23 protein-coding genes, 3 tRNA genes and 1 riboswitch are annotated in these 25,692 nt (G+C 74.0%); of the genes, 18 read left to right on the top strand and 8 right to left on the bottom strand.

Annotated features, from left to right (window positions below):
- Positions 1-112 precede the first annotated feature (112 nt).
- Complete coding sequence (locus ACFWI8_RS19900) at positions 113-2,491, bottom strand: ATP-binding protein (RefSeq protein ID WP_387093103.1); 2,379 nt, start codon at positions 2,489-2,491, stop codon at positions 113-115.
- A gap of 241 nt (positions 2,492-2,732) precedes the next feature.
- On the opposite strand from ACFWI8_RS19900, the gene ACFWI8_RS19895 reads away from it, so the two are divergent.
- Positions 2,733-3,089 (top strand): WXG100 family type VII secretion target, encoded by a 357-nt coding sequence (locus ACFWI8_RS19895; protein ID WP_387093100.1) that lies wholly within the window; start codon positions 2,733-2,735, stop codon positions 3,087-3,089.
- A 37-nt stretch (positions 3,090-3,126) separates the two neighbouring features.
- Positions 3,127-3,444 (top strand): hypothetical protein, encoded by a 318-nt coding sequence (locus ACFWI8_RS19890; protein ID WP_387093097.1) that lies wholly within the window; start codon positions 3,127-3,129, stop codon positions 3,442-3,444.
- A 121-nt stretch (positions 3,445-3,565) separates the two neighbouring features.
- Here the strand turns inward: ACFWI8_RS19890 and ACFWI8_RS19885 are convergent, their stop codons facing one another.
- Both ACFWI8_RS19885 and ACFWI8_RS19880 read right to left on the bottom strand, forming a co-directional pair.
- A complete protein-coding gene (locus ACFWI8_RS19885) occupies positions 3,566-4,435 on the bottom strand; it encodes an alpha/beta fold hydrolase (RefSeq protein WP_387093094.1) in 870 nt (289 codons plus the stop codon).
- Positions 4,436-4,484: 49 nt separating this feature from the next.
- Positions 4,485-4,557, bottom strand: a tRNA-Glu gene (locus ACFWI8_RS19880).
- A gap of 94 nt (positions 4,558-4,651) precedes the next feature.
- Here ACFWI8_RS19880 and ACFWI8_RS19875 point away from each other — a divergent pair.
- On the top strand, positions 4,652-5,005 hold the full coding sequence (locus tag ACFWI8_RS19875) for a metallopeptidase family protein (RefSeq protein WP_387093215.1): 354 nt from the start codon (positions 4,652-4,654) through the stop codon (positions 5,003-5,005).
- Here the strand turns inward: ACFWI8_RS19875 and ACFWI8_RS19870 are convergent.
- Positions 4,996-5,994 (bottom strand): helix-turn-helix transcriptional regulator, encoded by a 999-nt coding sequence (locus ACFWI8_RS19870; RefSeq protein ID WP_387093092.1) that lies wholly within the window; start codon positions 5,992-5,994, stop codon positions 4,996-4,998. The genes ACFWI8_RS19875 and ACFWI8_RS19870 overlap by 10 nt on opposite strands.
- A gap of 97 nt (positions 5,995-6,091) precedes the next feature.
- On the opposite strand from ACFWI8_RS19870, the gene ACFWI8_RS19865 reads away from it, so the two are divergent.
- The 3 genes from ACFWI8_RS19865 (at position 6,092) to ACFWI8_RS19855 (ending at position 9,228) form a co-directional block, all read left to right on the top strand.
- Entirely contained in the window at positions 6,092-6,493 is a 402-nt protein-coding gene (locus ACFWI8_RS19865; RefSeq protein WP_387093089.1) for a RidA family protein, read from the top strand.
- Between the two features lie 143 nt (positions 6,494-6,636).
- Entirely contained in the window at positions 6,637-7,167 is a 531-nt protein-coding gene (locus ACFWI8_RS19860) for a hypothetical protein (RefSeq protein WP_387093086.1), read from the top strand.
- Between the two features lie 192 nt (positions 7,168-7,359).
- Positions 7,360-9,228, top strand: a complete 1,869-nt coding sequence (locus tag ACFWI8_RS19855) for a DEAD/DEAH box helicase (RefSeq protein WP_387093083.1) — start codon at positions 7,360-7,362, stop codon at positions 9,226-9,228.
- 7 nt (positions 9,229-9,235) lie between these two features.
- On the opposite strand, the gene ACFWI8_RS19850 is transcribed toward ACFWI8_RS19855, so the two are convergent.
- Positions 9,236-10,780 (bottom strand): hypothetical protein, encoded by a 1,545-nt coding sequence (locus tag ACFWI8_RS19850; protein WP_387093080.1) that lies wholly within the window; start codon positions 10,778-10,780, stop codon positions 9,236-9,238.
- A 136-nt stretch (positions 10,781-10,916) separates the two neighbouring features.
- On the opposite strand from ACFWI8_RS19850, the gene ACFWI8_RS19845 reads away from it, so the two are divergent.
- The 12 genes from ACFWI8_RS19845 (at position 10,917) to serS (ending at position 22,536) form a co-directional block, all read left to right on the top strand.
- A tRNA-Lys gene (locus ACFWI8_RS19845) sits at positions 10,917-10,989 on the top strand.
- A 916-nt stretch (positions 10,990-11,905) separates the two neighbouring features.
- A complete protein-coding gene (locus tag ACFWI8_RS19840; protein WP_387093077.1) occupies positions 11,906-12,664 on the top strand; it encodes a hypothetical protein in 759 nt (252 codons plus the stop codon).
- A gap of 128 nt (positions 12,665-12,792) precedes the next feature.
- Entirely contained in the window at positions 12,793-13,920 is a 1,128-nt protein-coding gene (locus tag ACFWI8_RS19835) for a Gfo/Idh/MocA family protein (RefSeq protein ID WP_387093075.1), read from the top strand.
- Positions 13,917-14,855 (top strand): PmoA family protein, encoded by a 939-nt coding sequence (locus ACFWI8_RS19830; RefSeq protein ID WP_387093072.1) that lies wholly within the window; start codon positions 13,917-13,919, stop codon positions 14,853-14,855. Before ACFWI8_RS19835 ends, ACFWI8_RS19830 begins: the two co-directional genes overlap by 4 nt.
- Positions 14,849-15,610 (top strand): cupin, encoded by a 762-nt coding sequence (locus ACFWI8_RS19825; protein ID WP_387093069.1) that lies wholly within the window; start codon positions 14,849-14,851, stop codon positions 15,608-15,610. The genes ACFWI8_RS19830 and ACFWI8_RS19825 overlap by 7 nt, the downstream gene beginning before the upstream one ends.
- A gap of 517 nt (positions 15,611-16,127) precedes the next feature.
- Positions 16,128-16,200 (top strand) — tRNA-Lys (locus tag ACFWI8_RS19820).
- Between the two features lie 63 nt (positions 16,201-16,263).
- Positions 16,264-17,379, top strand: a complete 1,116-nt coding sequence (locus ACFWI8_RS19815) for a PP2C family protein-serine/threonine phosphatase (protein ID WP_387093066.1) — start codon at positions 16,264-16,266, stop codon at positions 17,377-17,379.
- 224 nt (positions 17,380-17,603) lie between these two features.
- Positions 17,604-17,781: riboswitch (cyclic di-AMP (ydaO/yuaA leader) on the top strand.
- Between the two features lie 113 nt (positions 17,782-17,894).
- Positions 17,895-19,052, top strand: a complete 1,158-nt coding sequence (locus ACFWI8_RS19810; protein WP_387093212.1) for a M23 family metallopeptidase — start codon at positions 17,895-17,897, stop codon at positions 19,050-19,052.
- A 32-nt stretch (positions 19,053-19,084) separates the two neighbouring features.
- Complete coding sequence (locus ACFWI8_RS19805; protein ID WP_387093063.1) at positions 19,085-20,032, top strand: aldo/keto reductase; 948 nt, start codon at positions 19,085-19,087, stop codon at positions 20,030-20,032.
- Complete coding sequence (locus ACFWI8_RS19800) at positions 20,029-20,700, top strand: hypothetical protein (protein ID WP_387093060.1); 672 nt, start codon at positions 20,029-20,031, stop codon at positions 20,698-20,700. The genes ACFWI8_RS19805 and ACFWI8_RS19800 overlap by 4 nt, the downstream gene beginning before the upstream one ends.
- Positions 20,701-20,797: 97 nt before the next feature.
- Positions 20,798-21,010 carry an HIT family protein gene (locus ACFWI8_RS19795; RefSeq protein WP_387093057.1) on the top strand — a complete coding sequence of 71 codons (213 nt, stop codon included), beginning with the start codon at positions 20,798-20,800 and terminating at the stop codon, positions 21,008-21,010.
- Between the two features lie 230 nt (positions 21,011-21,240).
- Entirely contained in the window at positions 21,241-22,536 is a 1,296-nt protein-coding gene (serS, locus tag ACFWI8_RS19790) for a serine--tRNA ligase (RefSeq protein ID WP_387093054.1), read from the top strand.
- Here the strand turns inward: serS and ACFWI8_RS19785 are convergent.
- From ACFWI8_RS19785 to ACFWI8_RS19775, 3 genes are all read right to left on the bottom strand, one after another.
- On the bottom strand, positions 22,533-23,183 hold the full coding sequence (locus tag ACFWI8_RS19785; RefSeq protein WP_387093051.1) for a Rid family hydrolase: 651 nt from the start codon (positions 23,181-23,183) through the stop codon (positions 22,533-22,535). The two genes, serS and ACFWI8_RS19785, sit on opposite strands and share 4 nt — an antisense overlap.
- Positions 23,180-24,784 carry a flavin monoamine oxidase family protein gene (locus tag ACFWI8_RS19780; protein WP_387093048.1) on the bottom strand — a complete coding sequence of 535 codons (1,605 nt, stop codon included), beginning with the start codon at positions 24,782-24,784 and terminating at the stop codon, positions 23,180-23,182. The genes ACFWI8_RS19785 and ACFWI8_RS19780 overlap by 4 nt, the downstream gene beginning before the upstream one ends.
- A 243-nt stretch (positions 24,785-25,027) precedes the next feature.
- Complete coding sequence (locus ACFWI8_RS19775) at positions 25,028-25,675, bottom strand: hypothetical protein (RefSeq protein ID WP_387093045.1); 648 nt, start codon at positions 25,673-25,675, stop codon at positions 25,028-25,030.
- Positions 25,676-25,692 lie beyond the last annotated feature (17 nt).

Below are 25,692 nucleotides of genomic sequence, written 5' to 3'. Positions count from 1 at the left end.
GGCGGAAGGTCCTCCAGCTGGCCTGCCGTACGGAGAGCGGCGCGCGTGGTCTACGCGCGTCGTGGCGAGCATGTCATGCACGCGGCAATAGCGGAAGGGGGCCGTGAAGCGGCTACTCCGGGTCCGTCTCCTTGAGCTTGGCCCGCAGCTCCTCGACGGCCGGGTGCCCGATCTGGCCGCCGATCTCCACCGCCGTCCGCCGCGTGCGCCGGGCCGCGTCGACGTCGCCGGCGGCCAGCTGGGTGTCGCCGAGGTGGTTGAGGATCTCCGTCTCGCCGTAGCGGTCGCCGAAGCCCCGCACCAGGTCGAGGGCGCGGGCGAAGCAGCGGGCGGCCTCGGTGTACTGGGCGAGGTGGTGGTGGGCGTAGCCGAGGCTGTCCAAGGCGCCGGCCTCCGCGTGCCGTTCGCCGAGCTCCCGGTTGAGCTCCACGGCCTGGGCGCAGTGGTCGAGCGCCCGCCGGTGGTCGCCGAGCACGACGTACAGCCAGCCGACGTTGTTCAGCGCCATCGCCTGCCCGGGGCGGTGACCGGCCCGCCGGTAGAGCTCGAGCGCCCGGTCGTTGTGGTCGAGCGCGTCCCGCGGCCGGCCGAGCTGGTCGCAGACCCAGCCCAGGCCGCGCCTGGTGTCCGCTTCGCTGACGTCGTCGCCAAGCTCCCGGTACCGCGACAGAGCCTCGGTGAAGTGCCGGTGCCCGTCCTCGAGGCGCCCCATCTGGGTGTGGGCGCGGCCCAGGGAGCGGTGCGCGTCGGCCGCGCGGCCCTGATCGCCGAGCCGGCCGGCCGCGTCCAGCGCGATCCGCTGGGTGGCGGCCCAGTCGTGCCAGTGACCGCGGTAGTCGAAGAACGTCTCCAGCGCCCCGGCGAGCCGCCACGCCTCGGCCGGTGCGTCGGCGGCCACCGCCAGGTCGAGGGCGCCGAGCAGCACCGGGTGCTCCGCGGTGAACCAGTCGAGCGCCGCCTCGCGGTCCGCCGGCTCCACCACGGTGACCCCGGACGGCGCAGGACCGAGCCCGAGCGGCTCGGGGTGCGGGGCCAGTCGGCGGTCGGCGCCCTCGGCCGAGCGCAGGTAGTGCTCCACCAGGCGGCGGCGGGCGGCCCGCCGGTCGGCCTCCGGGTCGACGGCGTCCGCCAGCTCGCGGGCGTACGCGCGCAGCAGGTCGTGCGGGGCGTGGCGGTCGGGCGTCGGCCGGTCGACGAGGTGGACCCGGGTCAGCTCGGCCAGCAGCGGCCGCACCCGGTGCTCCGGCGCGCCGGCCAGGCTGGCGGCGGCCGGCAGCGACAGGTCGGGCCCCGGGTGGAGGCCGAGCAGCCGGAAGAGCCGGGCGGCGTCCTCGCTCAACGCCCGGTAGGACCAGGAGAAGACGGCGCGGACGTCGGTGGCGGTGTCGCCGCCGTCGAAGGCGTCGAGGCCGAGCCTGGCGTCGCGCAGCTCGGCGGCGAGCGCCCGCAGCGGCAGCCCGGGGTGGGTCGCGGCCCGGGCCGCGACGACGGCGAGCGCCAGCGGCAGCCCGCCGCAGACCGACACGATCTCGTCGACGGCCGACGGCTCGGCGGCCGTCCGCTCCGGGCCGAGGTGCCGGTCCAGCAGGCGCCGCGCCTCGTCCTCGGCGAGCAGCCCGAGCGGCAGCGCCCGCGCCCCGTCGGCGGCGATCAGTCCGGTGAGCCGGTCCCGGCTGGTCACGATGACGGTGCTGGCGCCGGAGCCCGGCAGGAGTGGCCGCACCTGGTCGGCGCCGGCCGCGTTGTCGAGGACGATCAGCATCCGGCGCCCGGCGATGAGCGACCGGTACCGCGCGGCCTGCGCCTCGGGCTCGGGCGGCAGCGCCAGCGGGTCGTCTCCCAGCGCGTCGAGGAAGCCGCGCACGGCGGCCGCCGGTGGGACGGGCTCCGCCGAGGGGTCGAAGCCGCGCAGGTTCACGTAGAGCTGCCCGTCGGGGTGGCGGTCGCGGTACCGGTGGCCCCAGCGCAGCGCCAGCCAGGTCTTGCCGACGCCGCCCACGCCGCTGATCGTCAGCAGGCGCGGGGAGCCGCCGGCGTCCCTGGCGTCCTCGGCCAACAGGCGGTCGAGCGCCGTGAGCTCCCGGTCCCGGCCGACGAACGTCGCGGGCGCGTGGGGGAGTTGACGCGGCACCCGGTCGGGCGCGGCGGTGGGCGACGAGGCCGCCTCCGGCTCGGGCCGTTCGGGCTCGTCGGGTTGCTCCGGCCGGTCGGCTTGGTCGGCGAGCCTGGCGCGGGCCGCGTGCCAGCGCTCCAGGTTGGCGTCGTCGCCGCAGGCCCGCACGAAGGCGGTCAGCAGGCGCGGCGTCGGCGGCGTCCCCCGGCGCAGCATCTCGGCGGCGGTGCTGCGCGGCAGCACCTCGCCCCGGCGTTCCGCCGCCCGCTCCAACTCCCGGAACGTCAGCCCGGAGCGCTGCCGGAGCGCGCGTAACGCGGCCGAGAACTCCGCGACGTCCCGCGGCTCGCGCCAACGGCCTTCCCCACCCTGCCCCATGGTGACCATGGTCGGGGACGCACGCCCCCGGTGGCAACGCGCCGGACGTCCGGACCCGGGCCGCTCACCCCGGCCACCCCGCTGACCTGCACGGACATCGAGCCGCTGTCCGGGACTGTCCGGGACGGCCGCCAACCGTTGCCCCGTGTCGACCGGCCCGGGCAGCGTGGTCGAGGCGACCGCGGCACCCACCGCCGCGCCGCCACCCACGGGACACGTAACGAGACGGGGGAGTCACACCATGAGTGACGAGGTCAAGCTCGCACCGGAAGAGGTCGACCGGGTGATGGGCATCATCGCCCAGGCCTACAGCGAGATGGAGGCCGTGGCGACCGGGATCGGCGGGCACAGCGCCAACGTCGGCTCCGCCTACCAGGGTTCGGGCACCCGCACCGCGGTGGCCACCTACGAGGACCTCGGGCGCGCCGGCCAGGCGCTGGCCACCGTCCTCGACGGGCTCTCGCAGGACCTCGGCCTGACCGCCAACACCGGACGCGAGACCGACGCCGACGCCGAGGGGGTTCTGAACCGGGTGCAGGTCACCAGCGTCGGGGACGCCGGCACCGGCGTGGACATGTCCGTCGCACGCGGCATGTGACCGCGCCACAGGACCAGCGGAAGGGGCACGAGGAAACGTGAACGGCTACGGGGACCTGATCCGCTTCAGCAACGAGAACCTGGAGGGCATCCAGTCCCAGACGCGGGGCCAGCAGCAGCAGTACACGGTCATCTGGGACAGCGTCCACCAGCAGCTGCTCGGGCTCGTCGAGCAGGGCCAGGTGGACGCCGCCATCGGCCAGGTGCTCGAGGAGCGCGACCAGCAGTTCCGGCGCGAGTCCACGGGCTTCGACGACAGCGTCGTCGCCCAGAACCAGGCCATCCACAACGTCCAGACCATCGGCAACGAGGGCGGCGCCGCCATGGTGCGGGCCGCGATGGGCGGCGGCCGCTGACCCGGGGCACCACGGCGGTGGCGCCCCAGCGGCGCGGCGGGGGCCGATGACCCGACTCCGCCACCGACCTGCTGCTCCTCGACGGGAACGACAGGGGGGCGGCCGCCCGCGCCCCGGCCGGTCAGTCCGCCCCGGCGAGGACCTCGCGCAGCCTGGCCGCGAACGCCTCCGGCTGGCCGGCGTAGCCGGACTCGGGGCCGAGGAAGCCGCCGTGGTGGCTCGGGAACACCGCCGCTCGGTGGCCGAGGAGTTCGGCCGTGGCCACCGCGGCGCGGCCGGTGAGGGTGGAGCGGGACTCCTCGCCGACCGCGATCACGATCCGCGTCGGCGCCGCGGTGAGCGCGGCGACGTCGGGTCGGTGGGCGCTGACCGCCGCGGAACGGTCGGAGAGCAGCGGGTCGTCGCGCGAGCCGTCGTCCTCGGTCGGCAACCCGAACGCGGCGGGATCCGGCGCCGGCTGCGCGAAGTAGTCGGCGGTGAACTCGCCCTGCCAGGAGGTCATCGCGACGAAGGCCGCCATGCCGGCGCCCCAGCCCCGCTCCTGGTACGCCTTCCCGACGGCGGCGCTGGCGCGCTGGACGGCCGGGGCGTCGGGAAGTACCGAGAACAGCGGCGGCTCGTGCGCCACCAGGGTCGTCACGTCGTCCGGGTACGCCGCGACGAGGGCGAGCGCGGTCACCGCGCCGCCGCTGCTCGCGAACATCTCGACCGGGCCCGCGCCGAGCGCCTCGACGAGCGCGTGCACGTCGGCGGCCTGGGTCGCCGGCACGTGGTCGAGCCGGCCGTCCCTGCGGACGCTCTCACCGAGGCCGCGTGGGTCGTAGGTGACGACGGTGCGCTCGGGGAAGAGCGAGGCCAGGGTGCGGAAGCCGCTGGAGTCCATGGGCTGGCCGATCATGACCAGCGGCGGACGCCCGTCGGCGGTCGGCAGTGGTCCGTGGACGTGGTGGGCGAGGTCGGCGTCGGGGGTCCGCAGTATCCGTGCGTTCATGACCGTGTCGACCCGCGCCGCGACGAGAACTCATCGCGGAGTCCGTGAGTACCCCCAACGGGATTCGAACCCGCGCTACCGCCTTGAAAGGGCGGCGTCCTAGGCCGCTAGACGATGGGGGCCGGATAGAACGAGGTGATCCTACTACGGGACCCCCACGGCCGCCCACGTTTCCCGGGGAGGGTGGGGGCGACGGACAATGGGCATGTGCTGGAGATGACGCGCGAGGAGTTCGAGGAACTGGTGAGCGAGGCGCTCGACCGGATACCGCCCGAGCTGACCAGGCTCATGGACAACGTCGCCGTCTTCGTGGAGGAGGAGCCGCCGGTCGGCAGCCCCGAGCTGCTCGGGCTCTACGAGGGCATCCCGCTCACCGAGCGCGGCGAGTGGTACGCGGGGGCGCTGCCGGACCGGATCTCCGTCTACATGGGTCCCACGCTGCGGCTGGCCGAGCGCGAGGGCGGCGACCGGGAGCTGGTGGTCGAGGAGGTCGAGATCACCGTGGTGCACGAGATCGCGCACCACTTCGGCATCGACGACGAGCGGCTGCACGCCCTCGGCTACGGCTGAGCCCGCTCGGTTTCCCCGCCGCCCGTCGCGTAGCGGGCGGTGAGCGTGGCGGCGCGGTCGCGGAGGGCGTCGCGCAGCCACCGCGGGGCCAGGGCTTCCGCGTCCGCGGCGAGCTGCCACAGCGCCCATTCGGCGTGTCTCGGGTCCTGGAAGGTCACCTCCAGCCGTAGCCAGCCGTCCGCGTCGGCCTCCTCGGTGCGGACGGCCAGCGCGGTGCCCGCGAGTTCCCGCCGCCGGGCCGGGTTCAGCCGGAGCAGCACGGTGACGAGGTCGCCGCCGGTCCTGAACCGCGTGCCGCGTTCCTGCCAGGCCCGATCCAGATCGACCCGCTCCGGGCGCTGTGCCGGTTCGTCGAGCTTCTCGGCGGCGAGGATCCGGGACAGCCGGTAGGTGCGGTCCGCGCCGGACCTGGTGGCCAGCAGGTAACCCTGGTCGCGCACCGTGACCAGGCCGACGGGGTCCACCGTGCGCCACGTCGGGCTCCGGTCCACGGCCGCGTAGTGGATGCGCAGCCTGTGTCCGGCGAACACCGCGCGCCGGACCTCGGCCACGACGGTGTCGGGCAGCTCCTCGGCGACCTGCCGACGCGACAGGAGGTCGGTCTCCGGGTCGATGAGCAGTCGCCTGGCCGCGCCGGCCGCGGTGGCCCGTTGGCTCTCCGGCAGCGCGTCGACCACCTTGCGCATGGCCGAGGCGAGCGCCGAGCCGAGGCCGAACGCCTGCGCGCCGCGCCGCGAGCCGGCGACCAGCAGGGCGAGCGCCTCGTCGTGGTTCAGTCCGGTGAGCTCGGTCTGGAAGCCGGGCAGCAACGCGAAGCCGCCGTGCCGGCCGCGTTCGGCGTAGACCGGGACGCCGGCCGCGGACAGCGCGTCGATGTCGCGCAGCACGGTGCGGGTGGACACCTCGAGCTCATGGGCCAGCGCGGTCGCGGACAGCCGGCCGTGCTGCCGCAGCAGCAACACCAGCGATACCAACCGGTCGGCGCGCATGCGAAAACCCTACGGGAATACGTGACACAGGATGTCGTGTATGCGTTGCGAGGCTTCTCGGCGGACGAAGATCCACCGCACAGGAGAGGTGCTTCCCATGGCACACACCATCGTCAACCCGGCCGACCTGCACGACCCGGTCCCGTTCGGCTACAGCCACACCGCCGCCGTCCCCGCGGGCACCGAACTGGTGCTCGTCGCCGGTCAGTACGGTTCGGGCCCGGACGGCGCGGTCGTCTCGAACGACTTCACCCAACAGGTGAAGCAGACGTTCCACAACCTCGGCGTCGCGCTCGCCGCCCACGGGCTCGACCTCGGCCATGTCGTCCAGCTCAGGACGTACGTCGTGAACCACGACGTCAGCAAGCTCGGGCCGATCGCCGAGGCCGTGCGGGAGGGCTGGGGCACGGAGCCGCCCACGCAGACCCTCGTCGGCGTCGCGAGCCTGGCCACGCCCGACGTGCTGTTCGAGGTGGAGGCCGTCGCCGCCCGACCCTGACCCCCGGGGGTGAGGAGGGACCGCCCGTCACCGGCGGGTGGTCCCCCACACGTGGGAATGCGATGGCGTGTCTTTCGTACCGGTGCGGGGGTTGAAGGGGGCGAACGTCATCACGCCCGTCACCGCCGAAAGGTTTCCCGACCGTGCGCCGTCTCGTCCCCGTCGCCACCCTGACCGCCGCGCTGGCGGCCGTGCTCGGCGGCTGCGTCACCGCCGACTCCGAGCGAAGCCACGAGCCCGCCGAGGTGGGGCACACCTCGTCGACCGACGACACCCGGCCCGACGGCGGCGCCGAGCCGGCCGAGGGTGCGCCGGCGGCCGGTGCGGAGCGGGACGACGCGCGGCCGGCCGAGGCGGAGTCCGATCCGGAGGAGCCCGACGCCGAGCCGGACGGCACGGGCAAGCGGCCGCCCGTCGACCCGGCCGGGCCGAGCGAGCGGGAGGCCGCCTCGCCCAGCCGGCCGTCCGGCGAGCGCGATCCGGAACCCGAGCCGGCGCCCGAGCCCCGGCCGGCCGACCCCACCACGCCGGACGAGCCGCCGACCGTCGAGCCGGAGCCCGAGCCCACCACCGAGGAGCCGCGGCCGGAGCCCGATCCTGAGCCCACGCCCGAGCCGTCCACCCCGCAGCCAGACCCGGAGCCCCCGACGCCGGGGGCGGGTGGCGGCGGCTGATCCGTTTGCGCGGCGGGCCGAGGCGTGCGTATGCTTGTAGATCGTTTGATCCCACTTGCCCGGCGCCCCAAGCAGCGCGCCGTGTGGCGCGTTCCTCGTCTAGCCGTGGCTGACCGCATCCAGGCGGTCCAGAGCACCTACGGAGCTAAGGCGCGTGCCGACCACCCGAACTCCGGAAGGTTCTCACCTCGCATGTCCGTGACCACGCCCGAAGCCCTGCTACCGCTGGACGACGAGCCCACGACCACCTTCGCCGACCTCGGCCTGCCGCAGGCCATCGTCCGCAAGCTCGCCGAGAACGGCGTCACCACCCCCTTCCCCATCCAGGCCGCCACCATTCCCGACGCGCTGATCGGCCGGGACGTCCTCGGCCGGGGCCGCACCGGCTCCGGCAAGACCCTCAGCTTCGGGCTGCCCACGCTGGCCAGGCTCGCCGAGGGCCGCACCCGCCCCAAGCACCCCCGCGCCGTGATCCTCACCCCGACCCGCGAGCTGGCCATGCAGGTCTCCGACGCGCTGGAGCCCTACGGTGACGTGCTCGGCCTGCGGCTCAAGGTCGTCTGCGGCGGCACCTCGATGGGCAACCAGATCTACGCCCTGGAGCGCGGCGTCGACATCCTGGTCGCCACCCCGGGACGGCTGCGCGACGTGATCAACCGCGGCGCCTGCTCGCTCGACGACGTCGAGATCGCGGTCCTCGACGAGGCCGACCAGATGGCCGACCTGGGCTTCCTGCCCGAGGTCACCGAGCTGCTCGACCAGGTGCCGCCCGGCGGGCAGCGGATGTTGTTCTCCGCCACCCTGGAACACGAGATCGACACCCTCGTCAAGCGGTACCTGGTGGAGCCGGTCAGCCACGAGGTGGACGCGGCGCAGGGCGCGGTGACGACCATGTCGCACCACGTGCTGATCGTGAAGCCGCGTGACAAGGCCCCGCTGACCGCCGCCATCGCGCAGCGCGAGGGCCGCACCATCGTCTTCGTCCGCACCCAGCTCGGCGCCGACCGGGTCGCCGGCCAGCTGCGCGAGGCGGGCGTGCGGGCCGACGCGCTGCACGGCGGCATGACGCAGGGCGCCCGCACCCGCACGCTGGCCGACTTCAAGGACGGCCGCAACAGCGTGCTGGTCGCCACTGACGTCGCCGCGCGGGGCATCCACGTCGACGGCATCGACCTGGTGCTCAACGTCGACCCGGCCGCCGACCACAAGGACTACCTGCACCGCTCAGGACGCACCGCGCGCGCCGGCCGCTCAGGCACCGTCGTCTCGCTGGCCCTGCCGCACCAGCGGCGCACCATCTTCCGGCTGATGGAGGACGCGGGCGTGGACGCCTCGCGGCACATCATCGGCCGCGGCGACCTCTTCGACGAGGACGTGGCCGAGATCATCGGCGCGCGCTCGCTGACCGAGGTGCAGGCCGAGGCGGCGATGGGCGCCGTCACGCACGCCGAGCGCGAGGTGGCCCGGCTGGGCCGCGAGCTGGAGCGCGCCAAGGAGCGGGCGACCGAGCTGCGGGACGAGGCCGAGCGGCTCACCGCGCGCGCCGCGCGGGAGCGCGGCGACGACCCGGCCGAGGCCATCGCGACGGCGGCCGAGGCGCGGGCCGAGGCCCTGGCCGAGGCGGAGCGTGAGGCCGAGCGCGAGGCCCGCCGCGCCGAGCGTGCGGCGCGCGCCGAGGCGGAGCGGGGCGAGCGGCGCGACCGGGACGACCGGCGTGGTGGCGGCGGCTTCCGCCGCGACGACCGCGACCGTGACCGGGACCGCGATCGGGACCGTGGCGAGCGGCGCCCCTACGGCCGTCGCGACGACGACCGCAGGTCCGGCGGCTTCCACCGCGATGACCGGCGTGGTGGCGGCTTCCACCGGGATGACCGGCGCGGTGGTGGTGGTGGTGGCTTCCGCCGCGACGACCGCGACCGCGACCGGGACCGTGGCGAGCGGGGTTCGTACGGCCGCCGCGACGGCTTCCGCCGCGACGACCGTCCCTCCTTCGAGCGCCGGGACGACCGCCCCTCCTTCGAGCGCCGCGACGACCGTCCCCGCTGGAAGCGGGACAGCTGACGCCCCGTCAGGGATTGATCAGCGGTTCGTAGCCGGCCCGCACGTCCGCCTCCGACGAGTCCACGTACTCGTCGGACGGCGGGCCGGTGTCGATCGTGTAGTACTCGTACTCCAGGACGTCGGGGCAACTGGCGCCACCGATCGAGACGTTGGACACGTCCACGCGTCGGCCGGTCCGCACCTCGTAGACGCGCACCGGGAACCGCCGCTCGTGGAACGTCACGTTCTGGTACCCGAGGACGCCGAAGTCGCTCTCGTACGGGCAGGTCTCGACCGAGCGGCCCTCCTCGAGTTCCCCGACGCAGATCACCAGCACCGCCTCGTCGGCGTTGTCGGCCAGCCAGGAGGACGGGAGGCCGTCCGCGTGCCCGCTGTTCCCGAAGAGCAGCGCGCGGTGCGGCCCACCGCCCCGGTAGGGGGCGGCGCCCCGGTACGGCTCGGGGTCGTCGCAGTAGGCGGGCTCCTCGTCCGGGTAGGCCACGCTGACGAGTTCGCGCAGCCGGTCGAGCTCGATCGCCGTCTCGGCCCGCTCGACCCCCTCCTCGGCCTCGGTGGCCAGCTCGTGGTCCGGGTACTGGTCGAGCAGCTGTCGGTAGCGCTCGCGCGCCTGACTCCACTCGTGGTCCGCCATCGCGTCGTCGCCGCAGCCGAGGATCGCCGCGGGCGCGATCCCCGGCACGATCTCGGCGGCGCGGTCCAGCACGTCGCCGCTGCCCGGCCGGTCGCCGAGCCAGTCGGTGATCTCCCGTGTCTCGCAGGCGTTCTCGACCGGCAGGCCGTCGAGGAACCCGTCGAGGACCGCCCCGACCGCGTCCTCCTGGCCGGGGAACTCCCCCAGGGCCGTGGCGAGATGGTCGAAGCCGGTCGCCAGGGCCGCGGTGTCGCCGGTGAGCGCCGTGTCCAACTCCGCCGTGGCCTCCGCGAGGACGAGTTCGGCCCGCCGGTCGCGCGCGCCCTCCCACCGTGCCCCGGGGTGGGCCTCGTACTCCTCCCACACCCCTTCGGCCCCCAGCCGATCGCTCCCGTCCAACCGCTCGGCGCGCAGCAGCAGCTCGCACGCCTCGGCGGCGTCCTCGGCTCGGGCCACCAGACGGGGGTCGGCCACCCGGTGGCCGGGCCACAGCCCGTCCAGGACGGAGAGCGCCAGGGCGCAGTCGCCGCCGCGGTGGGCCTCGGCCGCGTCGCGTTCGATCCCGGCGGCGTCGAGCCGCAGGGCGACGAGGGCCGCCAGCAGCGGGAGCGCGACTCCGGCGGCGACGAGCCGCTGCCCCCGCACCCGGCCCCGGCGCGCCCCGCGGGCCCTCCGCGCCAGGCGCCAGCCGTGCGCGGTCACGAAGAGCCACCACGTGACCGCCGCGGCCCGGAGCCACGCGGCCTCCGCGCCCGCGGCCAGCACGGTGACCAGGAGCAGCGTGACGGCCGCGCTGCCGAGGGCGAGCCGCCACCGTCGGAGCATCGCGTAACCCGCGCCGAGGAGTGAGGCGTTGGCGAGCGCGACGGCGAACGGGTCGCGGGCCGCCGGCCGCTTCGGAGCATCTGGTGCCGGGTCCATGGAACGTCTCCCCCGAACGAACAACCGCGGACGTGTCCGATTGTTCGCACCGGCGCCGGGAGGGGTCCCGAACGAGCGACGGGCCGGCGTCCCTTCCGGGCCCGGCCCCCGCCAGGGGGCTTATGCTGCTTCTCACGGGCCGTTAGCTCAATTGGCAGAGCAGCGGACTTTTAATCCGTTGGTTGTGGGTTCGAGTCCCACACGGCCTACTCGTCAGAGGGCTCACCGGCTCCTCGAAAGCCTTGAGTGTGCCGCCCCCTGGGGCTGGACGGGGTTGTGCCGATTCGGTAAACGAGACCCCGAGATCCGGTCGCGGGCCGGCCTGGGCGGGAAGGATCGGCCTGGGACGGAACCGGTCAGTCCATTCAACCCATGAGGCTGCATGTGCGTGACGAAATCTCGCAGGCACACGGCGTCGGCCGTCGTGGTCGCGCTGTTATGGATCAGTGCTTGTGTCTCGACGCCTCCCGACCCCGCCTCGCCGTCAGGCACTGAGAGGCCAGCACGGCCGGACGCGTCGGCGGGGACCGACCCTGGGGCCTCGCCGTCGGTGGCCGGCTCAACGGCATCCGGCGGCGACGCGGGAACGGCCGGCGTCACTTCGGGCGACCTGGGCGGAGACGCCGCACCGGACGCGGACTCGGGAGTCGACACCGGTACCACTCGGGGTGGCCAGAACGGGACGGGGGGTGAGGAGGTGGAGGGCGTCAGCGGCGAGGCGATGGGTGCCGATCCCGTACCTCCGGTGCCCTCCCCTCCGGTGGCGGACGAGCCCGGCGACGACTGGGATCCGTTGGCGGCGCCCGACAGCGACGGTGGCACCTCGGAAGGCGACGAGGATGCCGGGGCGAGCGCGGGACCGGGCGATCCCGACTCGTGCGAGGACGACGGCGCCGACGAGGGGACGCCGACGGCGTGCCCGTCGACGAGCCCCTCCCCTGACGCCTCGACTCCGGCGGGCGGTGGCGCACATCGGTGACTCGACGAGTGCACCGTCCGGGTCGGCCCAGGGTGCGGCCACCGCGCCCCCTCGGAGGGCGATCGGGTGGCCGGGGCGGCGGCCGGGTTCCTGAAGCGGCCGGACCCGCCGGAACGCTGAACGCGGTCGCCGCGTCCGGGTCACTGTTGGCGGCGCTTCTCTTCTACGCGGGCGCCCTGTACACCCATGCCTACTACGACCACTTCAGGGTGCGGGTGTTCTCTCTGGGGCTCGGCTTTTCGGAATTCGTCTTCAACAGCGCGTGGTTGATCACGCTGCCGGTCTTTCTCGCGCTCGCGGCGCTCGTGCTGTTGCCTCAACTCCCCGGTGCGCTGGCCTTTCTCGGGGTGCCGTCGCGCCTTGTGGAATCGGCGGGGCGGTTCGGGCGTGCCGTGGCTCGGCGGCATGCGCTGGTCGTCCTGGCCGCCGTCTGTCTGATGGCACTCTGGCCCTACCTGGGAGCGTTCAACTGGGTCCCGCCGCTCCTGGTGGTCGCGGGTCTGCTGCTCGGGCAGACGAGTGCTGCCCGGTCGGCGGGAAGAGCCGGACGGCCGGGGTCGTCGTACGCCGTGGCGACCGTGTTCCTGGTCTGGGCCGTGGCGCTCGCGGCCGGCCATCAGGGGCGAAGCGACGCTCGGGAGGCGGAGCGCCGCCTGGTGAACCGAACTGCCGCCGTCCTGCTGAGCACGGAGCGCCTCAGCATCGTCGGCCCCGGGCTCGTCGCCGAAGACCTCGGGCCCGCGGTCCGCTACCGCTACCGGTACACCGGCCTGCGGGTGCTCACCGTGCGGGAGAGCCGCTATTACCTGCTGCCGCTCGGGTGGCGGCACGCTGACGGGCCCACGTACGTCATCGATGACGACGACAGTATTCGCATCGAGCTCCGCCCTGGGACCCGGCCCTGACGTGCCTGGCCGTGAGCCCGCGATCGGACACCAGACAACTGGGGCCAAAGGTCTTGTGTGATCGATCACATGGGCCTAGGCTCCGCGAAGCAAGCGCTTACCAAACCGGAGCCGTCCAGGAGCCCCGCATGTCCTCACCGCCCTCCGCCCGCCCCCGCGCCGCCGTCGTCGGCACCGGTGGCATCGTCACCGGCGCTCACCTCCCGGCCCTCACCGCCCACGCCGACCGGGTCGACCTGGTCGCCGCGGTGGACGTCGACGCGGGCCGGCTCGACTCCTTCCGCGTCGCCGCGGCCGAGGCGGGCGCCCGCGACGTCACCGGCTACCAGGACCTCGGCGCGATGCTGGCGGCCGAGCGGCCGGACGTGGTGCTGATCGGCACCCCGCCCGCGCTGCACCACGCGCAGACCGTGGCGGCGTTGGAGGCCGGCGCCTGGGTGCTGTCCGAGAAGCCGCTGACCCTCTCGCTCGCCGAGTACGACGCGATCGCGGCGGCCGAGGAGGCCACCGGCAACTACGCGGCGGTGGTCTTCCAGCACCGCTACGGCTCGGGCGCCGTGCACGCCCGCGAGCTGATATCGAGCGGCGAGCTGGGCCGGCCGCTGGTGGCGCACTGCCAGACCACCTGGTACCGGGACACCGCCTACTACGCGGTGCCCTGGCGTGGCCGGTGGGAGAGCGAGGGCGGCGGCCCGACCATGGGCCACGGCATCCACCAGTACGACCTGCTGCTGCACCTGCTGGGCGAGTGGACCGAGATCCGCGCCATGGCGGGGCGCCTGGTGCACGACGTGGAGAGCGAGGACGTGTCCACCGCGCTGGTGCGGTTCGAAAGCGGCGCGCTGGCCACCGTCGTCAACAGCGTGCTCTCCCCTGACGAGGTCAGCCGGATCAGGATCGACTGCGCCGAGGCCACCGTCGAGCTGACCCACCTCTACGGCCACCGCAACGAGGACTGGGTCTACACGCCGCGCCCTGGCCTGGAGGACGAGGCGCGGGTCAAGCGCTGGCGCACCCCGGCGGCCGACGTGCCCAGCTCGCACGCCGCCCAGCTCGGCGCCCTCCTCGACGCCCGCGAGCGCGGCGAGCGGCCGCCGGGCAGCGGCCCCGCCGCGCGGGCCACCGTGGAGTTCGCCGCCGCGCTGTACAAGTCGGCGTTCACCGGCAAGCCCGTCCACGCCGGCGAGATCACCGCCGACGACCCCTTCTACCCGTCCATGCACGGCAACCACCCGGACTGGAGCCCCGCACGATGACGATCAAGGTCACCCACACCCTCGGCGAGCGGATCGTCGTCGGCCACGGCGACGTCGAACTGCTGCACTACGTCTACCGCCCCGACCCGGACGCCTTCGAGTCCCGCAAGCCCTACGTGCACCCGCTGCGCACGCTGGCCGGCAACCTCGCCTCCGGCTACCGGCCCAACGACCACCGCTGGCACAAGGGCCTGCAGATGACGGCCAGCCACCTCTCCGAGCAGAACTTCTGGGGCGGCAACAGCTACCTGAACCCCGAGGTCGGCTACCAGCGGGTCGAGGAGCGGGTCGGCTCGATGCGGCACGACGGCTTCGCCGCGCTGGACACCGCCGACGGCCGGTTCACCCTCACCGAGAACCTCACCTGGGTGAACAACGGCGGCGAGGAGTGGGCGCGCGAGGAGCGCTCCATCACCGTGCACTCGGTGGACCCGGCGGCCGGCGCCTACGCCATCGACTGGACGATAGACCTGACCAACGTCCGCGGCGAGCCGCTGCGCTTCGGCTCCCCGACCACGGCCGGCCGCGAGATGGCCGGCTACACCGGGCTCCAGTGGCGCGGCCCGCGCGACTTCACCGGCGGCCAGGTCATCACCCCGAAGGGCCCGGCCACCGACCAGGACACCATGGGCACCCCGGCCGCCCAGGCGCCGTGGCTCGGCTTCAGCGCCGTGCACGACGACGTGGACGCCTCGACCACCCTGGTCTTCGCGCACGCGCCCGAGAACCTCGACCCGGCGGGCGGCGCCATCCACGAGTCGCACTGGTTCGTCCGCTCCAACCCCATCCCGACGGTCGCGTTCTCCTGGGCCTTCTTCGAGGAGTTCGAACTCGCGCCCGGCGCCTCGTTCGCCTACCGCTACCGCACGGTCGTCGCGGACGGCACCTGGGACGCCGACCGGATCGCCGCCCACCTGGCGGGCCTGGCATGGTGAGCCTGCCCCACCCGCTGCCCGGCGCGGTGGGGCTCTCGCACCTCAGCGCGTACGACTGGGAGGCCGCCGACGGCGTCTGCGGCGGCAGCCCGCACCTGCACCTGGTGTGCACGGAGGCGTACGTGGTCACCGGCGGTGAGGGCGCGGTGCAGACGCTCAGCCCGGACGGCTACCGCGACATCCCGCTGCGGGCGGGGGCGGTCGCCTGGTTCACGCCGGGCACCGTGCACCGGATGGTGCAGGGCGGCGGGCTGCGGATCACCGTGCTGATGCAGAACAGCGGGCTGCCGGAGGCCGGGGACGCCGTCTTCACCTTCCCGGCCGAGGTGCTGGCCGACCCCGAGCGGTACGCGGCGGCCGCGGCCCTGCCGGCCGGCCCCGACGCCGAGGTCGCCGAGGCGGCCCGCCGGCGGCGCGACCTGGCGGTCGAGGGCTACCTGCCGCTGCGCGAGGCGCTGGCGGCCGGCGACAACGGGCCCTACCTGGAGTTCCAGCGCGCCGCCGCCCGGCTGGTCGCCGCGAGGGTGCCGGCCTGGCGGGAGCTGTGGCGGGCCGGGGCGCTGGCGACCGCCGAGCGCACCGGCGCGCAGCTGGCCGCGCTGGAGGCGGGCGACCCCGGCTACCTGGCCGAGGCCACCGCCTTCGACGCCGCGCCGAGCCGGGAGGGCGGGTACGGCATGTGCGGGCGCCGCGACGAGTACGCGCTGCCGGGCACCACGCTGCACGAACCGTCTGGCGACGGCCAGGCCGGCTGACGGCCGCGCCCGGACCGGCATCGCCGGCCCGGGCACCGGCCGGCGCCCTCGCGCTCCGCGCTGTTCGCGCGTCTGGTGCGTCGGCGTTCCGCGTCGTCCTGAGCCGTTGTGCTCCGCGTTGTTCCGCGCGTCTGGTGCGTCGGCGTTCCGCGTCGTCCTGAGCCCTCGCGCTCCGCGCTGTTCCGCGGCTCGCCGCTGCCCCGTGCCCCGTCCATCGCCGCGCCGCGCCGTCCGCCCTCCATCCCGCCGGGCCTCCGGCGCCGTCGGCGCCGCCCGCACCGCTCGCGCCGTCCGCACCGTCGGCGCGGCTCGCCGCTGCCCCGTGCCCCGTCCATCGCCGCGCCGTGCCGCGCCCTCCGTCCCGCCGGGCCGCCGGCGCCTCCCGCGCCGCCCGCAGCGCGGCTCGCGCCTCCGATGCCGCCCGCGCCTCCGGCGCGGCCCGCACCGCCCCCGCTCCGTTCCCCGGTGTCCCTTCTGGGCCCTGCCCCCGCCAGGGGGCTTATGCTGCTCTCCCGGTGGGCCGTTAGCTCAATTGGCAGAGCAGCGGACTTTTAATCCGTTGGTTGTGGGTTCGAGTCCCACACGGCCTACGAGCGCACCGGGGGCGGCAAGATCGACTCGCCGGCCGCCCCCGGTGCGGGCAGATTGGGAGCGTGCGGACGGGAACGCCCTGGTGGGCGGGTGGCGGGGCGTGGTACCCCTGGTTGCCCCTCGTGCTGCTCGTCGTCGGCACCGTGGCGGACCTCCTGACCCCGCCGCACCTGACCCTCACCCCGCTGTACGTGGCGGCCCCGATGCTGGCCGCCCCGGTGCTCTCGCTGCGGCTGACCGCGCTCTACGGCGTGCTGGCCACCGCCTCCGTCGGTATCCAGATGCTGGCGCGCGAGCCCAGCGTCGGCGAGGCGATCGTCAAGGTGACGACCGTCGCCACCATCTCCGCCCTCGCGGTGGTCGTCAACCGCATCGTGGCCCGCCGCGACCGGCGTCTCGCCTCGGCCAGGGAGGTCGCCGAGGCCGTGCAGCGGGCCGTGGTGCCGGAGCCGCCCGACCGGGCCGGGACGCTGCGGGTCGCCACCCGCTACCAGGCGGCGCAGCGCGACACGCTGATCGGCGGCGACCTCTACGCGGTGCGCGAGACGCCGTTCGGGGTGCGGCTGCTGGTGGGGGACGTGCGTGGCAAGGGCCTCGCCGCCACCGAGGCGGTCGCCGTCATCCTCGGTGCCTTCCGCGAGGTGGCCGACCGCGAGCCGGAGCTGGCCGAGGTCGCCGCCTACCTGGAGGCCGCGCTGGTGCGGGAGCGCGAGCAGCGGGCCCCGCTCGACCCGGTGGAGGGCTTCACCACCGCCGTGCTGGCCGAGGTGCCGAGGGAGCGGCCGGTCACGGTGCGGATCCTCAACCGGGGCCATCCGCAGCCCGTGCTGCTCACCCCGGACGGGGACGCGTGCTACCTGGAGTCCGAGCCGGCGCTGCCGCTCGGCCTCGGCGACCTGCTGCCCGCGCCCGCGGGCTCGGTGCGCAGCACGCCGTTCCCGCCCGGCTCGCACCTGCTGCTGTACACGGACGGGGTGAGCGAGGCCAGGGACGAGCACGGGGTCTTCTTCGACCCGGTCGAGGACCTGAACGGCCGCTCGTTCCCCGGCCCCGCGGTGCTGCTCGACCGGGTGGTGGCGGACGTGGTGAAGCACAGCACCCGGCTCAACGACGACATGGCGCTGCTCGCCCTGCACCACCCGGAGCCGCGCGGGACGCCTGGGGATCACGGTGCGTGAGTGAAAGGCACCGCTCCGCATAACAATTGACGAAACGTCAGGATGCGATTTGGAGCACAGTGGCATGAGAAACGGCTGGCTTTTCGCCCGTTTTGGGGACCTTGGCGCCTAAGGTCCCCGCCCCGCTCCGCATTTATTCCCGGGGGCTCTTGGAAATCCGGGCCCGGGTCTATTAACGTTCGATAACGCAGCGCGGTCGTCACCGCCGTCGCAAGAGACGGCACCGTGCTCTGTCGCCGAATCCGGCACGTGCACAACAACTGCACCAAAGGAACCGGGGAACCACTACTTGGGGTGAATCGGACAGTCGAGGGCAGAGCCCTGGCCCTTCGACCGACCGTAGGAGACCTTCCTGCTCCGAACCCGTCAGCTAACCCGGTAGGCGAAGGAAGGAAAGGAGAGCGCCTGCAGTGGCGTCGAATCGCTATGCCTCCGTTGCCTCCGGGACCTCCGTCGCGGACCGGCACCCGGACGACGACTCCGGAGCCCCGTACGGCACTTACGGCACCTACGACCTGATCGACGCCCAGCCCTCCCAGGGCGCCTTCGGCGCCTACGGCGAGTTCGACCCGAGTCGCGCCTACGACCCCACCGCCACCGGTGAGTTCGCCGCCGTCCGCGACGACAGGGACGGTGGCTGGTTCGGCGACTCCCCGACCGCGCACACCCCGGCCGGCCCGGTCGACGACACGACCGAGGCCGGCTTCGCCGCGTACGGCACCGAGGTCTACGGCCCCGAGCCCGTCGGCGGCGAGCCCTGGAACCCCAGCGAGGAGACGCTGGCCCCGGTCCGCGGCCGGCACCGGGTCTCCCGCCAGCGCGGCGGCACCATGGCCCGCAGCCGCGCCGTGCTCGGCGTCGGCGTCATCGCCGCCGTCGGCGCGGGCGGCATGGCCACCGCCAACGAGGGCGGCGCCTCCGTGCCCGGCGTGGACGCCGCGACCGACACCATGAGCAACATCCCGGTGGTCGGCGGCTTCCTCGCGAGCGAGGAGGAAGCGGCCCCCACCGCGAGCCCGTTCACCACCGCGGGCATGAGCGAGGACGCCGGCGAGGCGCTGCGGGCCCGCATCCTCCAGCAGGCCGACTTCCAGGAGGCCAACGCCGCCGCGCAGGCCAGGACCGCCGCCATCCAGGCCGCCGAGGTCCAGGCCGCGGACGCCGCGGCCGAGCTCGCCGAGCAGCAGCGGATCGCCGAGGAGGAGCGGCAGCGCGAGCTCGAGGAGGAGCGGCAGCGCCAGGAGGAGGAGCGCCGGCTCGCCGAGCTGCGCGCCAGCTACACCATCCCGGTGAAGAACTTCCGCCTCACCGCCAGCTACGGCCAGAGCGGCTCGATGTGGAGCTCCGGCTCCCACACAGGGCTGGACTTCGCCGCCCCGACCGGCACCCCGGTCAGCAACATCCACACGGGCACCGTCGTCGAGGCCGCCTGGGCCGGCTCCTACGGCTACCGCGTCATCATCGAGCAGGAGGACGGCACCGAGGTCTGGTACAACCACCTGTCCTCGATGAGCGTCAGCGCGGGCCAGGCGGTCAACACGGGCGACCAGATCGGTCTCGTCGGCGCCACCGGCAACGTCACCGGCGCCCACCTCCACCTCGAGGTCCGCCCCGGCGGCGGCGACCCGATCGACCCGCTCGCCTGGCTCCGCTCCATGGGCCAGTCGATCTGAGCCTCCCCGGTCATGCGGCCTACGCTGGCCGCATGACCACCTCTACTCCCCGCGTCGTGGGCGACCTCCGCGTCTCCCCCCTCTGCCTCGGCGGCAACGTCTTCGGCTGGACGGCGGACGAGACCGAATCGTTCGCCGTCCTCGACGCCTACGCCGAGGCCGGCGGCAACTTCCTCGACACCGCCGACTCCTACACCGCCTGGATCGAGGGCAACAGCGGCGGCGAGTCCGAGACCATCATCGGCCGCTGGCTGGCCAGCCGCGGCAACCGCGACGCGATCGTCGTCGCCACCAAGGTGGGCGCCCACCCGGACTTCAAGGGCCTGGCCGCGCCCACCATCAAGCGCGCCGCCGAGGCGTCACTGCGCCGCCTGGGCACCGACCACATCGACCTCTACTACACCCACTTCGACGACGAGTCGGTCGAGGTCTCCGAGATCGTCACCGCCCTCGACGACCTCGTCCGGGAGGGCAAGGTCCGCGAGATCGGCGCCTCCAACATCTCCCCGGCCCGCCTCGAAGCCTCCCTCGACTTCTCGCACCGCGAGAACAAGGCCCGCTACGTGGCGATCCAGCCGCACTACAACCTGGTCTCCCGCGACACCTACGAGGGCGACCTGGCCGCCGTCGCCGCCCGCCACGGCCTGGCCGCCATGCCCTACTTCGCCCTCGCCGCCGGCTTCCTCACCGGCAAGTACCGCCCCGACACCGACGTCGCCTCCGCCCGTGCCGGCCGCGCCGCCGAGTACCTGGCCACCGACCGCGGCCGCCGCGTCCTCGCCGCCCTCGACGAGGTGGCCGCCGCGCACTCCGCGGAGGTCCCCACCGTCGCCCTGGCCTGGCTCGCCGCCCAGCCCACCGTCGCCGCCCCCATCGCCAGCGCGCGCACCCTCTCCCAACTCCCGGCGCTCCTCGCCCTCGCCGACCTCACCCTCACCGACGCGGAGGTCACCAAGCTGACGGAGGCGTCCGAGGCGTGAACCGCCTCACCCTCCACGTCGCCGCCGTCGACCACCGGGTGGAGCTCCGCCCGCTGGTCGACGGCGCCGACCTGCTCGCCACTGCCTTCCCCGACGGACCGGGCATGGACCCCCGCCACCTCCCCACCCTGGCGGCCACCGCGGAGCCGCACGAGGCCCGCCTCGCCGAGGCCGAGTGCATGGAGATCTGCTGCGGCGCCCTCTACGTCACCATCACCCGCACTCCGACCGAGGTCCGCTGGCACGGCTGGCGCGACCCGGATCGCCCCGGCCTCTCCCTCCCCACCCTGCGCTTCCTCGCCACCCACTACGACGCCGAACTCGCCCGCGCGGTGGGCGACTTCTCCTGGGAGTGGCCGGCCCGCACCATAGCCCGCCACCTCGAACCCGCCCTCCGCGACGCCACCGCCTGGCTGACCCGCTGGGAGTGCGACACCCCCACCCTCGCCACTTCCCCGGCCACCCCCACCCAACTCGACCTCCTCTTCTTCCACCGCCCCACCGGCCACGCCGGCGCGCCCTGGCTCCAGTTCCGCCGCGCCCTCCCCTTGGCCGCGCCGGAGACGCTGTACGCCGACCTCACCACCACCGACCCCCGCGCCGGCGCCGAAGTCGTCGGCGGCTCGGCGGAGTTCGCCGAGCGGCTCGGCTACCCCTGGCTGTGGTGACGGGCGTCCCAGTGGATGGACCGATCTCAGCCGCGTAAACCGACAACGGGCCTCGCCGAAACCAGACTCCGGGGCACCGACCACCAGCAGGGTGCCCGTGCGCAACCACGAACCGGCCGACTACCACTGCCCGTTCTGCCACCTCGCCCCGGACCGGGAACCCGACGTGGTCTACCGCGACAAGCGGGTCTTCGCACTCATCTGCCCCCGCTGGTGGCCACGGAACGCAGGCCACCTGCTGATCATCCCCGTCGCTCACCACGAGAACCTCTACGACCTCCCCGCCGACCGCCGCGCCTACGCGGAGTAGCTGCGCGCCGAACTCACCGCCTAGGTGTATTGATCACGAGCGTTGTTGACACTCGTGATCAATACACCTAGCCGGCGGGCACGTATGGCGAGCTTCGACGCGGGGCGGACACAGCGCTGGTGGTCGAAGAGTTGGCCGATGGCCATGCGGTCGAACGGGTCGTGGTGATTGCTACCTTCGACGTCCGTAGGCCACTCGTCGGAGAACTCGGAGAAACGGGGAAACTCCTCATGCATGATGCCCGCGCCCTGCTGGAGATGGGGGAAGAGGCGGTTCGGCGGCTCGCGCGTCGTGGGTTCGCGTTGGATCCCTCCGCGGTGGAGGGGCTGTTGGCCCGCCGCAACGGGGCCATCCGGGCGGCGGACGAGCTGCGGGCCGAGGGCAAGCGGGTGGCGGCCGAGGTGCAGCAGGGGGCGAGGCGCGGGGAGGACGTCTCGAAGGCGAAGGAGCGGGCCCGGGAGATCAAGGAGCGGGTCCGGGAGGTGGAGGTTGAGCAGGAGGCGGCGGCGGAGGAGCTGCGGACGCTGCTGCTCGGGATTCCCAACCTGCCGGACGACCGGGTGCCCGACGGGGACACGGAGGAGTTCGCGGTCGAGGTCCGGCGGGTGGGGGAGCCGCCGGTGTTCTCGTTCGCGCCGAAGGACCACGTGGACCTCGGGGAGGCGGCCGGCATCCTGGACTTCGGCCGGGCCACCAAGCTGTCGGGGCCGCGCTTCGCCGTCTCGCGTGGTACCGGGGCCGCGTTGGAGCGGGCGCTCGGGGCGTTCTTCCTGGATCTGCACACCCGCCGGCACGGCTACGTGGAGCACGCGGTGCCGCTCCTGGTCACGCGGCGGACGATGACCGGTACGGGGCAGCTGCCGAAGTTCGAGGAGGACCTGTTCAGGACCGGCGTCGGTGACCGGGAGCTGTTCCTGGTCCCGACAGCCGAGGTGCCGCTGACCAACCTCTATGCCGACGAGATCATCCCGCCCGCCGAACTGCCGGTCGCGCTCACGGCGTTGACGCCGTGCTTCCGCTCGGAGGCCGGCTCCTACGGCCGCGACACCCGGGGGCTGATCCGGCAACACCAGTTCTCCAAGGTGGAGATGGTGCGGATCTGCGACCCCGAGCACGCGGACGAGGAGTTGGAGCGGATGCTCGGCCACGCCGAGGCCTGCCTGAGGGAACTCGGCCTCCCCTACCGGGTGATCGTCCTCCCGGCCGGCGACACCGGGTTCTCCGCCCAGTTCACCTACGACATCGAGGTCTGGTTCCCGAGCCAGGACACCTACCGCGAGATCTCGTCGGTGTCGAACTTCGGCACCTTCCAGGCGCGGCGCGCCAACATTCGCACCCGGGGCGCCGACGGGAAGCCCAGGCCGGTGGTCACGCTCAACGGCTCGGGCCTCCCGGTCGGCCGCACCCTGGCCGCGCTGCTGGAGAACGGGCAGCGGGCGGACGGTTCGATCGCGCTGCCCGAAGCGCTCGCGCCCTACCTGGGCTTCCGGGAGATCGCGGCGGACGGCACGCCGATCAGGGACTAACGCCGGTTCGGATAGGTGGCCGTCACCTCGACCTCCACCAGCCAGCCGGGGACGGCGAGCGAGGCGACCTCCATGGTGGCGCGGGCCGGGCGCGCGTCGTTGACCACGAGCGGCGGCTCGGGGGCCGAGGTGCCCATCGGGACGGGGATCACCTCCTCGGTCGCCAGGTCGACGTTGGCGAAGTACTGGCGGTAGGCCCGGTTCCAGCCGGCGTAGTCCGCGGTGGCCGCGCCGGGCGGCGCCATCAGGTAGCACTTCATCGTGACGACGTCCTCCGGGCGCAGGCCGGCCGCCGCCAGGTTGTCCACGATGTTGCGCAGCACGACCAGGGCCTGCGCCTCGGTGACCGTGACGCCCTGCGCGCCCTCGGTGAGGGACGGGTCGGTGTAGCGCTCGGGGGAGCCGGCGGGCGCCGACGGGTTGAGGGCGGTGGGGCCGAGGCCGCTGCTGGCGTAGGTGGCGACCTGGCCGCCCATGGCGACGCCGTTGGATATGGCCGGGTTGGTGTTGCCCTCGGGCAGCATGACCCGCACCTGGGTGGGGCGCGGCTGCCACCAGCCGTTCGCCTCGGCGAGGGTGGCGCCGCCGAGCACCAGGAGGCCGGTGGCGGTGAGCGCGGTCAGTTTCCGCGGGATCGCGATGGTCATGCGGACAGCACCCTCTCGTGGATCTCGGTGACGACCTTGCGGGCCGAGGTGAACGCGCCGTGCTGCCAGGCGATGGCGTGGCTGAGCCAGTCGCCGGCGAAGTAGACGTGCCCGGCGGGCTGGTTGAGCAGCCGGTACTCGGGTCCTGTCTGGGACGGCCAGCCGACCCAGCCGGCCTCGATGAACGGCGTGCGGTGCCAGGCCACGCTGAACGAACGGGCCAGCTCCGAGCGGTACTTCTCGCCGTGTACGCGGACGCCCCGGTCGAGGGCGCGCGCCAGCCGCTCCTCGTGCGGCAGCCGGCTGTAGGCGAGGGCGTTGTCGCCGAAGTTGTAGTAGCCGACGACGGTGCCGCGCCGGCCGTGGAAGCCGTGGGAGGGGTACCAGATGGTGGAGATGTCGAGGTCGGTGTTGGTGATGCCGCCGTAGACGTGCTCGTCCGACTCCCACCAGCGGCGCCGGTACTCCAGGCCGATCTTGCCGACCGGGGTCGGCGTGGCGTACCGGAGCGCCGCGGTCACGTCCGCGCCGAGGTTGTGCCGGACGCGGGCCATGACCATGGGCGGGATGGCGGCGACCACGAAGTCCGCGGTCTCGGTGCGCACCCGGCCCCGGCCGTCCCGCCAGGTCACCTCGGCGCCGTCGGCGCGGTCGGTGACGGCGGTGACCTCGGCGCCGTAGCTGACGCGGCGGCGGCCTATCGCCTCGGCGAGGGCGCGCGGTATCGCGTCCATGCCGCCGACCGGCTGGAACATGAGCATGGCCTGGTCGTAGCCGAACTCGAAGGAGAAGCGGGTGCCGATGCCGCTGGAGATCACGTCGGACATGGCCGGCACCGAGCCGAGCACGGTGCCCGCCTCGAGACCGGCGCCGGGCTCCACGGAGTAGCCGCGGCGGCTGCCGCCGGTGTAGGACCAGCCGTCGGCGCGGCCGCCGATGGCGCCGAAGTTCCGCAGGAAGGCGAGGAGTCGCTCCTTGTCGTCGGCGGTGAGTTCGGCGTCGAGCGCGCCCTGGTCGGTGGCCTTGGCGAGGAGTTCGGAGACGTAGCCGTAGACGTCGGCCTTGGCGGTGCGCCAGCGCACCGACTGCCCGGCCAGGGCGCCGGGGACGTTCGCGTGGTGGATGTAGGCGTTGGCGTTCTGGTTGGTGAACACCTGGAGCTCTACGCCGAGTTCGCGGCAGTAGTCGAGCGAGACGTGGGACTGCGGGAGCCGGGCGGGCCCGGCGTTCAGGTACTCGCCGTCGGAGAAGGTGGCGCGCTGGGTGCGGCCGTCGAGGTCGGTCTCGGTCGTGCCGCCGCGCACGGTCCAGTTGCGGCCGCCGGGGCGGTCCTTGGCCTCCAGGATGTGACAGTCGTACCCGGCCTTGCCCAACTCGTAGGCGGTGGCAAGGCCGGCGACGCCGGCGCCGAGGATCAGGACCTTCTTCGCGGCGCGGCCGGAGAGCGTGAAGTCGCCGGGCGACGGCGGGCGGTACGCCTCCGCGCGGGCGTCGGGGACGGGGGCGAGCCCGAGGGCGCCCATGGTGGAGTAGAGCACTCCGGCGCCGCCGGCGACGCCGACGGATCTCAGGAAGTCGCGGCGCGAAGCTGCCACTGCCATGTTGCCTCCTTTGGGGCGCGACGCGCGGCGAGCGGGCGCCCGGAGGCCAGGGCCGTGGCCGTGGCGGTGGGCGGGGGACCGGCCGGAGTCGCGGTGGTGCGTGAACGATCAGGCCGTACCGGGGTGATACGGACGTGACCGGCGTGCCCCACGAGGTTCCGTCAGCGCTGTTTCGGTCGAATGCCGGAGGCGTATCCGTGTTGCGCCGTGTTGCCTACCGAGAAGTACCGTGAACCGAACTGTTCACGCGCGAGATGTTGCGCGGGGATGACCGTTTCCGTTCGTCTTGTGACCGTTCGGTTCTGACGAGGTGTCGGCACGGCTGAGGAGGGTCAGGTCGGCACTGGTCGCGATGGCGAGGGTACGGCCCGAGGGGGAGAAGCCCGCGGTGCGCAGGGTGGCGTGGGTGGCGTGGTGGATGTGCCACCAGCAGCCGCCGGCCGGGCCGTGGCAGAGGCCGCCGTCCGTGGAGAGCAGCACGCGCTGGTGCGGCCAGTCCGGGCTGACGACGTCCAGGGTCCAGCCGTCGGCCGTGGTGGCGTGCAGCCCGCCGCCGTAGAGGCCCGCTATGCGGACCTGGAGGCCGGCGAGCGGGCCGAGCCCGGGGCAGGTGAGGAAGGGACCCGTGGGGTCGCAGACATCCGGGTCCGGGTCCCGGTCCCGGGCCAGCACGGTGCCGGTGGCGCCGTCCAGCACGCCGTGCCCGTCCTGCGAGACGATCATGACCAGGTCCCGGCCGGTCACCGGGTCGGCGGCGAAGCCGATGCCGAGCAGCCCGCCGATGCGGACGGCGGGACCGGGACGGAAGACCGGCCGCCAGGGAGCCGGCGCCGGGGCGACCGGCGCGGCCAGGAAACGCTCCCGGAGCTGCAGCTGGTGATCGGTGAACATCGCGCTCCATCCCAGCG

Origin of the sequence: Streptomyces sp. NPDC127098 (genome assembly GCF_042722465.1) — a bacterium.
Lineage (GTDB): Bacteria > Actinomycetota > Actinomycetes > Streptomycetales > Streptomycetaceae > Streptomyces > Streptomyces millisiae.
The sequence above is the reverse complement of the archived record's forward strand: the minus strand, read 5'-3'. Positions and strand labels throughout refer to the sequence as shown.

Bases quoted from the DNA above. Each gene is read 5' to 3' on its own strand.
- ACFWI8_RS19775 (WP_387093045.1), bottom strand. From the start codon at position 25,675: ATGTTCACCGATCACCAGCTGCAGCTCCGGGAGCGTTTCCTGGCCGCG.
- serS (WP_387093054.1), top strand. From the start codon at position 21,241: ATGCATGATGCCCGCGCCCTGCTGGAGATGGGGGAAGAGGCGGTTCGG.
- ACFWI8_RS19780 (WP_387093048.1), bottom strand. From the start codon at position 24,784: ATGGCAGTGGCAGCTTCGCGCCGCGACTTCCTGAGATCCGTCGGCGTC.
- ACFWI8_RS19830 (WP_387093072.1), top strand. From the start codon at position 13,917: ATGACGATCAAGGTCACCCACACCCTCGGCGAGCGGATCGTCGTCGGC.
- ACFWI8_RS19835 (WP_387093075.1), top strand. From the start codon at position 12,793: ATGTCCTCACCGCCCTCCGCCCGCCCCCGCGCCGCCGTCGTCGGCACC.
- ACFWI8_RS19865 (WP_387093089.1), top strand. From the start codon at position 6,092: ATGGCACACACCATCGTCAACCCGGCCGACCTGCACGACCCGGTCCCG.
- ACFWI8_RS19875 (WP_387093215.1), top strand. From the start codon at position 4,652: ATGACGCGCGAGGAGTTCGAGGAACTGGTGAGCGAGGCGCTCGACCGG.
- ACFWI8_RS19805 (WP_387093063.1), top strand. From the start codon at position 19,085: ATGACCACCTCTACTCCCCGCGTCGTGGGCGACCTCCGCGTCTCCCCC.
- ACFWI8_RS19900 (WP_387093103.1), bottom strand. From the start codon at position 2,491: ATGGGGCAGGGTGGGGAAGGCCGTTGGCGCGAGCCGCGGGACGTCGCG.
- ACFWI8_RS19785 (WP_387093051.1), bottom strand. From the start codon at position 23,183: ATGACCATCGCGATCCCGCGGAAACTGACCGCGCTCACCGCCACCGGC.
- ACFWI8_RS19870 (WP_387093092.1), bottom strand. From the start codon at position 5,994: ATGCGCGCCGACCGGTTGGTATCGCTGGTGTTGCTGCTGCGGCAGCAC.
- ACFWI8_RS19850 (WP_387093080.1), bottom strand. From the start codon at position 10,780: ATGGACCCGGCACCAGATGCTCCGAAGCGGCCGGCGGCCCGCGACCCG.
- ACFWI8_RS19825 (WP_387093069.1), top strand. From the start codon at position 14,849: ATGGTGAGCCTGCCCCACCCGCTGCCCGGCGCGGTGGGGCTCTCGCAC.
- ACFWI8_RS19885 (WP_387093094.1), bottom strand. From the start codon at position 4,435: ATGAACGCACGGATACTGCGGACCCCCGACGCCGACCTCGCCCACCAC.
- ACFWI8_RS19895 (WP_387093100.1), top strand. From the start codon at position 2,733: ATGAGTGACGAGGTCAAGCTCGCACCGGAAGAGGTCGACCGGGTGATG.
- ACFWI8_RS19855 (WP_387093083.1), top strand. From the start codon at position 7,360: ATGTCCGTGACCACGCCCGAAGCCCTGCTACCGCTGGACGACGAGCCC.